At 67.5% G+C, this 12,590-nt stretch carries 10 protein-coding genes; 5 read left to right on the top strand and 5 right to left on the bottom strand.

The annotated features are described in order from the left end of the window. Positions 1–107: 107 nt before the first annotated feature. Positions 108–911, bottom strand: a complete 804-nt coding sequence (locus ABD743_RS39480; RefSeq protein ID WP_344729023.1) for a bestrophin-like domain — start codon at positions 909–911, stop codon at positions 108–110. A gap of 72 nt (positions 912–983) precedes the next feature. Next, positions 984–1,832 carry an MBL fold metallo-hydrolase gene (locus ABD743_RS39475; RefSeq protein WP_344729021.1) on the bottom strand — a complete coding sequence of 283 codons (849 nt, stop codon included), beginning with the start codon at positions 1,830–1,832 and terminating at the stop codon, positions 984–986. A 1,332-nt stretch (positions 1,833–3,164) separates the two neighbouring features. Here ABD743_RS39475 and ABD743_RS39470 point away from each other — a divergent pair. After that, positions 3,165–4,082 carry a 2-dehydropantoate 2-reductase N-terminal domain-containing protein gene (locus tag ABD743_RS39470; protein WP_344729339.1) on the top strand — a complete coding sequence of 306 codons (918 nt, stop codon included), beginning with the start codon at positions 3,165–3,167 and terminating at the stop codon, positions 4,080–4,082. Next, the gene (locus ABD743_RS39465) at positions 4,079–5,290 is read left to right on the top strand and encodes a glycosyltransferase (RefSeq protein WP_344729019.1); all 1,212 of its coding nucleotides are present in this window, start codon (positions 4,079–4,081) and stop codon (positions 5,288–5,290) included. Before ABD743_RS39470 ends, ABD743_RS39465 begins: the two co-directional genes overlap by 4 nt. A gap of 301 nt (positions 5,291–5,591) precedes the next feature. On the opposite strand, the gene ABD743_RS39460 is transcribed toward ABD743_RS39465, so the two are convergent. Beyond that, positions 5,592–5,822 carry a hypothetical protein gene (locus ABD743_RS39460; RefSeq protein ID WP_344729017.1) on the bottom strand — a complete coding sequence of 77 codons (231 nt, stop codon included), beginning with the start codon at positions 5,820–5,822 and terminating at the stop codon, positions 5,592–5,594. A gap of 166 nt (positions 5,823–5,988) precedes the next feature. Here ABD743_RS39460 and ABD743_RS39455 point away from each other — a divergent pair, with 166 nt between their 5' ends. The 3 genes from ABD743_RS39455 to ABD743_RS39445 all read left to right on the top strand — a co-directional run bounded on the left by ABD743_RS39455 (position 5,989) and on the right by ABD743_RS39445 (position 10,290). Further along, positions 5,989–7,776: a right-handed parallel beta-helix repeat-containing protein gene (locus ABD743_RS39455; RefSeq protein ID WP_344729015.1), complete on the top strand. Its 1,788-nt coding sequence runs from the start codon at positions 5,989–5,991 to the stop codon at positions 7,774–7,776. Continuing rightward, complete coding sequence (locus tag ABD743_RS39450; protein WP_344729338.1) at positions 7,776–9,110, top strand: right-handed parallel beta-helix repeat-containing protein; 1,335 nt, start codon at positions 7,776–7,778, stop codon at positions 9,108–9,110. Before ABD743_RS39455 ends, ABD743_RS39450 begins: the two co-directional genes overlap by 1 nt. Positions 9,111–9,417: 307 nt before the next feature. Next, positions 9,418–10,290, top strand: a complete 873-nt coding sequence (locus tag ABD743_RS39445; RefSeq protein ID WP_344729013.1) for a polysaccharide lyase family 7 protein — start codon at positions 9,418–9,420, stop codon at positions 10,288–10,290. A gap of 26 nt (positions 10,291–10,316) precedes the next feature. Here ABD743_RS39445 and ABD743_RS39440 read toward each other — a convergent pair whose 3' ends face one another. Both ABD743_RS39440 and ABD743_RS39435 read right to left on the bottom strand, forming a co-directional pair. Then, on the bottom strand, positions 10,317–11,723 hold the full coding sequence (locus tag ABD743_RS39440; RefSeq protein ID WP_344729011.1) for an amidase: 1,407 nt from the start codon (positions 11,721–11,723) through the stop codon (positions 10,317–10,319). An 83-nt stretch (positions 11,724–11,806) separates the two neighbouring features. Then, on the bottom strand, positions 11,807–12,547 hold the full coding sequence (locus tag ABD743_RS39435; protein WP_344729009.1) for a DUF899 family protein: 741 nt from the start codon (positions 12,545–12,547) through the stop codon (positions 11,807–11,809). Positions 12,548–12,590: the final 43 nt, after the last annotated feature.

Genomic DNA, 12,590 nt, shown 5'->3' with positions numbered 1-12,590 from the left:
CGGTGACAGACGAAAGTCGCGGAGATGATCTCGGCATGATTCGCCGGCCTCCGCGGCCACGTGCGCTGCCGGCGGCCGTGGCCCTGCGAAGTAGCGGCCGGGCGCGATCAGACGGGGACGCCGCGTGCGTCGCAGGGCACCGCTTCGCCGCGATCGATCAGCTCGATCGTGCGGCGCATCTCCGTCGGCACGATGCTGCCGCTGTGGCCCCCGTACGGGCGGTCGAGGAACGCGACCACGAGCAGGCCCGAGGTCACGAGGGCCGTCACGAAGCCGATGGTGATCGACTGGATCACCGCGCCCTCACGGCGGTCGGCCTGGGCGCACATGTAGGAGATCACCAGAGTCGCGCCGAGCCCGAGGACGATCCACAACGGCAGGGGCACGAACGGGGCGGACTCGACGAGGCGACCGCGCCGGCCGTCGCGGCGCATCGATTCCTCGTCGAACCATTGCGCGTAGGCCGCCTCTTGCCGTGCGTCGCTCGGCACGGCAGTGGCGACATCATGGTGGAGCCGATCGATCCACGACTGCACCAGGTCGCTGTCGTGGCCGTCCTTCATCGCCGGCCACTCATCCGCGATGACGGCTCGGGCGTAGCAGATCAGGTCGCTCTGCAGCAGCCGGCCCGACGACTCGGGGAAGAACTCGGCGATGGCGTGGAGCTCGGTGACGGCGACGGCCTCGACCGCGGAATCGGCCCGTGCGCGCTGGTAGCTCTGCAGGGCCAGAAAGATCACAAAGGCGAGGACGACCGAGAACATGGTGCCCAGCACCCCCAAGATGCCGGCCCCGCGGCTCGAGTCGGTGAACCAGCCGCCCATGGGGGCTCGACGTCGCAGGAGGAGCTTGGTCGCCACAGCGGCGCCGGCGACGCCGGCTATCACGACCGCTGCGAGCCACAGGGACACGCACGACGACTCTAGACACGCCTCCCGTCCACGATGGTGTACTGCTCAGGGCGATCGCGACCGAAGCCGGTGTCAGCTGGGGGCTTCCGGCGCGAAGCGGTAGCCGTCCTCGGTCGGGAGGACCCGGCCGGCGCTGGTGCCGGCGAAGTGTGTGCCGAGCACCAGCGCATTCGTCGACGCCGCCGCGGCCAGGAGCTCCCTGCGAGTCGCCCGGGCGGTGTCCGGGTCGACGTCGCCGGTGGCCGTCCACTCGGGATGGCGACACTGGATCGGGTGGTGCAAGACGTCACCGGTGATCACGCAGCTGTCGCCGATCCACACGCTCAGGTGCCCCGGCGTGTGTCCCGGTGATGTCCGGATCTGCACCTCGGCGGTGAGCCTCGTGTCCGCCAGCACGGGCTCGACCAGCCCGGCATCGATCACCGGTTGCACCGAGTCGGCGAAAGCGGACGTATGCAAGGGATCTTCGGAACGCGCCCAATAGTCGATATCTGCTGCTCCGAACAGATAACGCGCACGAGGGAACGTCGGAATCCATCTGCCGTCCTCGAGACGCGTGTTCCAACCGACGTGATCGACGTGCAAGTGCGTGCAGACGACCACGTCGACGGACTCCGGGTCGAAGCCGGCCGCAGCAAGGTCCGCGAGAAACGGGCGACTCTGGTGGTCGAACTCCGGGATCAGCGGACGGTCCTTGGAGTTGCCGGTGCAGGTGTCGACGACGATGCAACGCGCTCCGGCCTCTATGACGAAGGTGTGGAAGCTCATCAGGTACCGGCCGTGGGAATCGACGAAGTCGGGTACCAGCCACGGCTCCGCAGCAACGTGCGCCGGTGTCGCCTCGGCGAAGAAGTCGACCGCGAAGGGCATCACGTGCTCGACGACTCGGGTGATCCGGACGCCGTCGACATTCCATGACATCTGCCCGAACCTACCCAACGCGGCAACCGAATCGGCACTGTTCGTACACCGCCTACCTCGATCGTGGCGGCACCGCCGTATGGCACATGCCATCTCGACGCCGAGGAAAGCCTTGCCACCGGGATCTCGCCGCCGCAACGGGCCGACCGCCCAGCCGAACAATGTGGAGCATGTCCACCGACACCGAGGCGTGGTCCGTCCGCGATGGACGATGACCGGATCGTGATCGCCGGCGGTCGGCGCGCAGCGCTGTCAAAGAACAGATCGCCGACCAGATCGGCGAGTCGTTTCAGACCTTCCACCGCGAGCTGCACGACAACAGCAATCCCGACAGGAGCGGTCAGCCGTGGTGGGCACACAATACGGCGGTTCTGCAGCACCTGCGCCCGAAGCCGATCCGGCTGCGGGGCATGGTGCCGACGAGCCGAAGATCAAGTAGTCTCCACAGCAGATCACCCCGATTCCCGGCCAGCGGGACGCCTGACGGACGTGGGCAGCGGGTGTCCCCCAAGAGCACCTATAGCGCGTTTGTTCCACGGCTTGCCCGATTACAGGGAGGGCAAGCCGCGCACCAGTCGCTGGGATCGCAAAACCGCAGTGGCGCGGAACGGCTCTGCAAAACGGCAGCGGGCGCCGACGATTTCTGCTGTCGCCAAGACGAGCGGTGAAATCCCGGGCTTCCGCCTGTCGGGCCTGCACCCGGCAGGCTTCACCGTCCTCGGCCCTGTCCCGCACCTCGGGCACGTGCGAGGACGCCACGATCGACCCTGACAGTGTCACCCCAGGCTGCGGGCCTGCTCGCCTGACACCCGGCGGGTCGTCGAGCCGGCCCGGCTCGGCCGCGGCCGGGCTCCGCCCAGCCGTGCCGGCACCAAGATCCAGGTCGGATATCCGGCGCATCTCACGGCCCGTCGCGTGATCATGGACAGACCACCTTTTCGGTACGACACGCAGGGTGCGGCCGAACACAGGAGGAACGCTCCGGACTGCTAATGTGCAGAGAAACTGGACAAAATCTGCGACAAAAGGCTCGGCTGGAACAATTAACTTGGCGATCTGAAACATTCTCATTTCGAAATGATCGACAACTTGGATGGCGTTGATCACTCTTGACTTTTGCCGGTCATATACACCTCGTCATCATGAGATGGCACTCAGCTAATCGTCACATCTACGCAAGCCTCTGACCTGGGAAGCAACAACCGGGGGTGCTGTGCGGTTCGATCGATCGGCGCGCGTCGCGACCCGAGACCGGTGTGCGACGCCTTCGACCCGGTCCGCAGAATCACACTCCCAAGTGATCGATCACGGTGCCGAGCGAGAGGCGTGCTAATGCAGCCATCGAGGGTATTCATCGTTGGTTCCGGCGTCGTCGGAACTGCGACAGGCACAGGACTCCTGGCCGCCGGTAACACAGTGACCTTCATCGACATCTCCATGCCACGCGTACGTCACCTGCAGGCTCAGGGTTTGGACGCACGGACGGAGCTGGACCTGGCCTCCGAGCCGGACTCCTTCATTTTCCTGACCTTGCCCACGCCGAACGTCGGGTGGCGCTACGACCTGGGGGCCTTCACCGCGGGTACCGCGGCCGTGGGTCGAGCCCTGGCCGGGTCCAGTGCGCAGCACACCGTCGTCGTGCGGTCGACGGTGTCCCCCGGCACCACCGAAGGACTCGTGCGGCCGGTGCTCGAGGAGAACTCCGGCATGACCGCCGGTGAGGGGTTCCGCCTGGCCTCGAACCCGGAGTTCCTGCGCGCGGTCTCCGCGGCCGAGGACTTCAGCCACCCGTGGATGACGGTGATCGCCAGCCGGGACCCGCAAGCCGTTGCTCGGCTGCGCGGACTGCTCGAGCCCTTCGGCGGCGAGATGCGCACATTCTCCGACCCGGCCGAAGCCGAGTTCATCAAATGCGCGCACAACATCTTCAACGCCACGAAGATCAGTTTCTGGAACGAGATGTGGCTCGTCGCCCAGAAGATCGGCCTCGATCTCGACCCGATCGCGGCGACGGTCGCGAAGTCCGCCGAAGGCTCGATAAACCCGCAGTACGGAATCCGCGGCGGCGCACCTTACGGCGGAGTTTGCCTGCCCAAGGACACCTGCGGCTTCCTCGGATATTCCGATGCGATCGGTGTCGATATGCCACTGCTGCGAGCCGTGGTCGAGACAAACAATCGGCTCGAAAGCGTGGTCAAGCAGGAGGTCGAAGCGGCCGGGAAAGCAGCGTCCGGCATCAAGACAGCATGACGCTCCCTTTCTACTACTACGTGCTGGGCACGCCGCTCGGTGTGCTCGGTCTGGTCCGGTGGGGATGCTGGCTGGTGCGGCGCATCCCGGCGGTGCTGTACAAGCCGGTGATGAACGACCACAGACTGCCGATCACCGTGGTCGTGCCGGTGTACCAGGAGGATCCGGAGATATTCGCCACCGCGATCGAGTCCTGGCTGGCGAACAGGGTCGACGTCATCCTCGTCATCGACGTCTCCGACAAGGTCTGCCAGGAGGTCGCCGACCGCTACCCGGCGCGGGTGCTGATCACTGACGTACCGGGGAAACGGGACGCGTTGCGACGGGGATGGCGAGCGGCCGACACCGAGCTGGTTGCCCTCGTCGACTCCGACACGATCTGGGCCCCGGACGTCGCGGACGAGGTGTGCAAGCCGTTCGCGGATCCCCGGATCGGAGGCGTCGGGACCCGGCAGAACGTCTACGGGTCCACGGGCTTCCTGGCCCGCATCACCGACATGTTCCTCGATCACCGGTACTTCGACGAGAACGCCAGCCAGACGCTGCTCGGACAGGCGGTCTCGTGCCTGTCCGGGCGCACGGCGATCTACCGCCGCGCGCTGCTGCTCGAGATCGAGGACGAGTTCATGCACGAGACGTTCTGGGGCGTGCCGTGTCTGTCGGGCGACGACAAGCGCCTGACGACGCTCATCCTGGAGCGCGGCCATCTCACGTACATGCAACGGACGGCCGAGGTCTGGTCGACCTTCCCCACCCGCTGGCGGATCTTCTTCCGCCAGCGGCTCAGGTGGGCACGCAACACCTGGCGCTCCGACCTGCGCGCACTGTCGCGACGCTGGGTGTGGCGACACCCGTTTCTCGCCTACACGATGATCGACAAGGGCGTCAGCAGCTTCACCCTGCTGCTCGGACCTGCGTTCATGATCCACTCATTGGTGAACGGGAACTGGGTGTTCGCCGCCGTACTGGCGCTCTGGTGGCAGATCAGCCGGTCGGCGAAGTTGCTACCTCACCTTCGCCGTCGGCCTTCCTCGTTCTTCTTCATCCCGGGATACGTGTTCGTCTCGTGGATCATGGCCTTGATCAAGCTGCAGGCCTTGTGCACCATCCGCCGGCAGCGGTGGCTCACCCGGCAGGTGGCCGTCGAGAACGGCGAGGTCGTCCGCACTGAGCAACCAGGGTCAACTGCGCAGGGGATACCCGCATGACAAATACCCGACCGAGCCGACACCGGGCCGGCCCACTGCTCTCCTGTTGCGCGATCGCCGCGCTGCTCGCCCTAGCGGCAACGCCCGGTGCGGCGGCCGTGGCCTCGTCGGCGGCCGTGGTGCCGGCAGCCGAGGCCGCGGCGATGTCGGCGGCGACGGACACGCCCGGCCCGGAATCGGCCGAGCCGGAATCCACCGCGAGACCAGGACGTGGGTTCGATCCGTCGCGGCAGCTGAGGCCTCACCGCAGACAACCGAGGCCGCAGCCGATCCCGCAGGAGCCGGTCGGTCCACGTGAGACTCAGTCGCCGGCCCAGACGCCGGAACCCTCCACACCGACAGCCGGCGCGGCGGAACCCTCCCTGCCGGTCCCCTCCGCGGCGACACCGTCGCTGACGGCACCCTCCGCGGAGACACCCTCGATACCGACGAACGCGGAGGCGGCGGTCCCCGCGCCGGCCGCTCCCGCAGAGCCGCCGGTCCGCACCGAACCGGAGGCCGGCGCGCAGCCGGCCCCGGCACCCTCGTCCATCTCGGCACCCAGCCAAGCGGCAGCACCGGCGCCAGGCCCTGCTCCCGCCGTGGTCGCGCCGACCCAGGAGAGCGCCCAGGCTCAGGCAGCCGAGAGAGCAGCTGATCAGGCAGCGGCTGCCGGCGAGGTCCGGGCGGCCTGGGCGTCTCATGGGCAGCCGCACCGGATGGTCATCCTCCGGCCCGCGAACGTCGACCTGGTGGCCGACGGGCAACTCCTGAGCAGAGAACCGTTCTCCGGACGCGCCGATGTCGTGGCGCTCGATCGGTACCTGCCCAGCTCCTGGCTGACGGTCACCGGCGACACGGCGACGCTCAACGCCGCCGTGGTACTGACGCCCGGCGCCACGCTGGACTCCGGCGGCGACGTGCGAACCCTGAAGCTGGTCGGCGGAGCGACGCAGTCCGACGCCGCCTCGCTCTACACCGGTGGTGGCCATCTCATCCTGCGCAGCATCACGGTCACCTCCGCGGACCCCAAGTCCCAGGCGGCCCTGCCTCCCTCGGCGGCCGGTCGACCGGTCATCGTGGTCTCGTCGAACGGCAGGCTCGAGAGCACCGACGTCACGATCACCGACCTCGGCACACTGCCGACGGGGACCGACGACGGCCAGGCCGGCGTGCTCTTCAACCCGAACAGCACCGGCTTCCTGACCCGCACCACGCTGGCCCGCAACAGCATCGGCCTCGAGCTCTCCCAATCGCTGAACGTGCGCCTCCAGGACGTGACCGCGAGCGACTCGGCGGAGGACGGGATCGTCCTCCGGGGCGACCGCGGCACGACGATGAGCGGCATCCGCGCGACGGGCAACGCCGGGAGCGGGATGGACGTCACCGGGTTGAACTCCAGCCGGCCCATCACGGGCGTCTCGACGACGGGCAACGGCGACTACGGAGTCGCCGTCGACAAGCAGAAGGGCGCGCGGATCAACGGGATCACGACCGTCGCCGACCAGAGCGGAGGGCTGCGTATCAGCCAGTCGGCCGACACCGTCGTCACCGACCTCACCGCGACCGATGAACCCATCGGCCTTTTCACGAACGTCAACAGCACGGGCACGGTGATCGACCGGATGCGGACCACCGGGGGCCTCCGCGGCATGGTGATCGAGAAGACCACGCACGGCCTCCAGGTGCGTGCATCCACGTTCGCCGGCACCAGGGTCGCCGGCATCGCGGTCGGCGGGCACGAGGTCCAGCTCGACGGCGTGCAGATCGACGACTGCCGTACCGGCGTGCGAGTCGAGCGGGGCGCGAGCGATGTCGCGGTCACGGGCATCGTCGTCAACCGCGGACACGACGGGATCGTCATGGCGGAAGGGACGAGCGGAGTCGTCGTGACCGACACGACCGTGAACGATGTCGTGTCCGACGGGATCCGGACGTTCAGTCCGAACACTCGGATCACGGGTGGCCGGATCGTCGGTGGCAGCACGGGCATCGACGCCGCCGCAGCCACCAGCATCTCCGGCACATCCATCGAATCCGCCCAAGGAATCGCCGCACGACCGACCGGATCCGTCCACGCCGACCGGATCAGCATCGACGCGGAAGACGTCGGGGTGAACGCCTCCACCGGCAGTTCCGTCGTGCTGAGCAACTCTCGCGTGCACGCGCTCGAGGCGATACGCGGCGTGGTCGGGCAGCAGGGGATCAACGACCTGAGCCTGCCGCCCCTCAACCTGCTCGGGGCGATCGGAGTGCCCGTGATCCTGCTGGCCATCGCGCTGGAGCTGGTGCACGCCATACGCCAACGGCGTGTCGGCGTTTTCCCACGTCGGTCCCGGCCCGGACCACCGCTCGGGCGTACTCAATCCCAGGGCGGAGCCCACAGGGCTCGCCGGCAGGACCCTCAACGGCAGCGGGTCGCATCCGGGTCTGTGTCCATGACCGCGACGGCCGGAACAACCGGAGTGGTCACCCTGAACGACACCGACCGCGGGGATTTCTCGTGATGATCAGGACCGTGGCCCGCGCGATACTCGTCGTGGCCGCGGTCGCCCTGCTGGGCAGCGCCTGCGCCAATTCTCTGCCGCAGCCCCTGGTCCCTCGGCAGGTCCCGCCGACGGCGGCGGTCGATCCGGCCCGGCCCTGTAGCAAACCAGCCCCGGTGGCGGCTCTGGCCAGCCGAGCCGCCCCGGCGGGCCTCGATGCCAGTTACGACAGCGCCATGAACACGATCACTCTCGATCACGGCGAGGCCGTCACGCTTCCCGCGCTGAGCGCGGCGTTGAACAGACCGAAAGCACTGCGCGAGGTCGCTCCCGGCGAGTGGCTGCTCGGGGCGAACATCCAGGTGCTCGCCGGCGCCTCACTGCGAATCAGTGCGCCGGACGTCCACTGGCTGAAGCTGGCCAGCGACCCTTCCGGCTTCGTGGCCGTCAGGGCCCTCGGCGGCGGCCTCGACATCAGTGGTTCCTGCGTCACGTCCTGGAACGTGGCGCAGAACCGTGCCGACACCGACAACACCGACGGCCGCAGCTTCCTGCTCGCCCGCGACGGTTCGCAGATGACGATCGACCACGCCGAGCTGCGTTTCCTGGGCTACGGCGAGGTCGAGTCATACGGGCTGTCCTGGCGCACGCCGGGCACCGGTGGCCGGATCACCGACAGCGTCGTCTCCAACCTGTACTACGGGCTCTACACCTTCGAGATCAGCGGCCTCGTGGTGCAGAACAACGAGTTCTACAACAACCAGTTGTACGCCATCGACCCGCACACGAACTCCCACGATCTACTCATCGAGGGAAATACGGTGCATGACAACGGGAAACACGGGATCATCCTGGCCCAGGACTGCACAGACAGCGTCATTCGTAACAACGTGGTCTACAACAACGCAGACCACGGGATAGTGCTCTATCTCAACTCCGACCGGAACACCGTCGAGGGAAACGAGTCGTTCGGCAACGCCGACCAGGGCATCAACATCAACGAATCGTCGAAGAACACCGTGCGCGACAACCGCGTCTACGACAACCACGGGAGCGGTGTCGGCGTCTCCCTCGGAGACAACAACACGCTGGAGCAGAACCAGGTCCGCAGCAACCAGCAGGACGGCATCCGGCTGGTCACCGACGCTGCGCACACCACCGTGAGCGACAACGTGATCGGGGGGAACGTCCGCTACGGGCTCTACGTCGACTCCGACGGCGGCTTCGCCCTCTCGAAGAACACCATCGTCGAGAACCGCACCGGCATCCTGTTGAAGGGCACCGCTGCCGGTCCCACGAAAGACAACAGCGTCTACGCCAACCGGGACGACGACATCAAGGATGCGCCCGAATAGTCCCGGGGGTGCGGCGGCGCACTGATACCCGAAGTGTCGCAAGAAGCACCACCGGTGTCGTCAGGGACGAACAATCGGTAGGACCGGCGCGGCCGATCATCGGACTATTGAAACCAGCGGCGCCCGTAGCTCGTTACTCCGGTGAGGAGCACGAGAAGCAGCATTGTCGGCACCGGAGGCATACCTGAGGTAGCCGTTGCCGGACACGACCTCCGCCGCTCATCGCCGGCGGACCGACCCGACGCTGTGCTCACATGGCCGGCTCGACGGGACGGCCCGCGACCGATGCCGGAGGGAGAACCGACCGATGAGAGCGCACAGCAAGCAGCGTTCCGTTCCCGCGTCACGACCGGGACGTGCCCAGGCGAGCGAGAAGGTGTTCATGCGGCGGATACTGCCGATGACCGCGGCGCTTGCGCTGCTGCTGATCGCCACGGCGTGTGGCGGTCCTTCCGCGCCATCGCCGCCGCCGAGCACCACCTCGGCCCCGGCGCCCCCGGAGCCGGGCGGGACGCCCAAGCCGAGCGCGCAGTACCCGGCCGATCTCATCGACCTCTCGAACTGGTACCTCACGTTGCCCACCGGGGACGACGGCGACCCCGACCTGGTCCACCAGCCGGAACTCGCCACGTACAGCGGACCGGCGTTCCACCTCGACGACGCCAAGGACGGCGTGGTCTTCTCCGCTGATGCCGGCGGCTCGACCACGAAAGGCAGCGAGTACCCGCGCTCCGAGCTCCGCGAGATGTCCGGCCAGGACATGGCCAGCTGGTCGAACACCAGCGGCACCCACACACTCACCGTCCGCGAGGCCTTCACCCGGCTGCCCCCGAACAAGCCACAGGTGGTGGGCGCCCAGATTCACGACGCCAAGAACGACGTCGTGCTGATCCGGCTCAACGGTGAGCGTCTCGTCGCCGAGTACGGCCGGGACTCCACCCGGATCACCATCGATCCCGCATACAAGCTCGGCACCCCGTACGACCTCAGGATCACCGCCGCCGACAGCCACATCCAGATCTTCTACAACGGCAACCTCGCCGCCGACATCCCGATGAGTGGCTCAGGGTGGTACTTCAAGGCCGGGGCCTACGTCCTGTCCAACCCAGACAAGGGCGACAGTCCCGACGCCGAGGGCCAGGTCGTCATCTACTCGCTGCACGTCCAACACACCATGTGAACTCCCGGTCGGGCCCCTCCCGGCCGTCAGAGGACGGGGTGCTGGTCGCGGACCGGGCTCAGCGACTCCAGCAGCGAGGCGATGTGCAGGATCGTCGACTCCGCGTGCCAGTTGGCCACCAGCTGCACACCGATCGGCATGCCGTCGCTGCTCGTGCCGAACCGCATGGACAGGGCCGGGTGTCCCGTCAGGTTGAACGGGACGGTCGTCGAGCTCACGTGGAAAGGGCCCACCGTCCGACCGTCGACGGTGAAATCCCCGAGCTGGTGCTCGTGCGCGGGGATCGTCGTCACCGGGAGCAGCAGCAGGTCGTACCGCTGGAAGTACTCCGCGAAAGCGTCCCGGAGCCGCTCGACGGCCTGCTCGGCCAGGACGAAGTCCTCCACCGACGTGTCGGGCACGCCGGCCAAGAACTTGGAGTAGCTGAACATCTGGTCCTCATGGCCCTCGGTGACCTTGCGGAAGGCCGGCTTCACCTCCATGACGTTCAGCTTGGTCCAGAGTTCGAGCGGGTTGTCCCGCTCGAGGGCCGGGATGTTCACGGCGTCGACCCGGGCCCCTGTTCCCTGCAGGGCGTCGGCGGCCTCCTGCACAGTTGCCGCGACCTCGGGGTCGGTCGGGCCGAGTCCCGAGTCGACCAGCCAGCCCACGCGGACCGGTCGGTCCGGTGAGGCGCCCAGGCCGGCGTCGAACTCGGGCGGGACGGTGGCAAAGCCGTCGGCGCCGTCGGGGCCGGACAGCAGTGAGTACGCGAGTGCGAGGTCGCGGATGGTGCGGGCCATGGGACCGTTGTGCCAGTTGCGGCGTGGTTCCCGCGGCCAGAGCCCCGTCATCGGGATGCGCCCGTGCGTCGCCTTGAGGGCCGCGATACCGGTGTCGGCCGCCGGCCCGCGCAGCGAGATGGACAGGTCGCTTCCGAGTCCGAGCGGCGACATTCCGGCCGCGATCGCCGCGGACTCGCCGCCGCTCGACCCGCCGGACGAGCGGTTGAGGTCCCAAGGGTTGTTCGTCCTGCCCGTCAGGAGGTTGTCGGACTCGATCCAGTACGAGAACTCCGGGAGATTGGTCTTCGCCAGGACGATCGCGCCGGCCCGCTTCATGCGCGCCACGCTGGTGGCGTCCGTGTCCGGGACACGACCCGCGAAGATCGGAGAACCGCGCTGGGTGAGCACCCCGGCGGTGTCGAACGAGTCCTTGACCGTGAAGGGCACGCCGTGGAGCGGCCCCACCTCCGCACCCGCCGCGAGCTGCTCGTCCGCCACCCTCGCGGCGTCCAGCGCACCGTCGGCGAGCGTGACGACGGCGTTGACCCTCGGATTGGTGGCGTCGACGCGGTCGAGGTGCGCCTGCACCACCTCGACGGAGGAAGCCTTGCCGGTGCGGATCAGCTCGGCGAGTTCGGTTGCGTCAGTGTGGATCAGGTCGGTGGTCATGGTGGATCTCCTTTTCTAGACCGGTCGTCTCCCCTTCGCCTCGCGCCACACCGCAAGCCAAGATCGACTCGCGCCACGAGTCCCTAGTACTGCAGAGAGGGGTAGGCAGCGGCCTCTCCGCGTCCGTCCGGTGTCAGGTCGAGAGCGCCCCAGATCGGCCAGATCGGGTCCATGGCCGTTGAGTCCCCGCGCGCGAAGATCTGTTCGCTCGCCCACCGATGGCGGATGCCGTCCTCGCCGCGGGAGAACACATTCAGGATCGGCAGCTGGACACCGTCCGCTGTTTCGGCGTGATAGTCACGATTGAAGGTGTTGTTCTTCGACGACAGGAGCCGCAGATCACGCCACTGGCGCTCCCGGGCATAGGCGCCGAGCCGAGCGGCGTCCGTCTTCGCAATCACGACGAGGTTGATTCGCTCGGCGAGGTGGAAGGCGGCGCCTTCGAGCCCGTCGACGACCGAGGTGCACGACGGGCACGGCTGCTCGACGAGCGGCAGCAGAGCCGTTTGCCCATCCAGGGCGCCCGCTCGTGGGTCCTCCGCCCAGCGCGGGAACATCATGTTGTAAATGACAAGTGTGTCCTTGCCCGGCGCGAACAGTTCGGAGAATCGCACCTCGCTTCCGTCGGCGGCGGACTCGAAGACGTAGTCCTCAGCGAGGAGGCCGCCCGACGGCAGAGCCCGACGTTGAGCCGCTACCTGCTCGTTGACCTGACGGAGCTTTTCCTCCGCTTCCAGCAGTTGCTTGCGCGCCAGCCGGTATTCGCTCGACTCACCAGGAAACTGAACGTCCTGATCGAGCAGCACTTCCGACCACTTGTTCATGTCACGTGGACCACCCTTGAGGGCCAAGGTCTCATCCTTTCCT

This window comes from Pseudonocardia yunnanensis (assembly GCF_039534065.1).
Classification (GTDB): Bacteria; Actinomycetota; Actinomycetes; order Mycobacteriales; family Pseudonocardiaceae; genus Pseudonocardia; species Pseudonocardia yunnanensis.
Note: the sequence above shows the minus strand (reverse complement) of the source record. Positions and strands in the feature narration are given on the sequence as shown.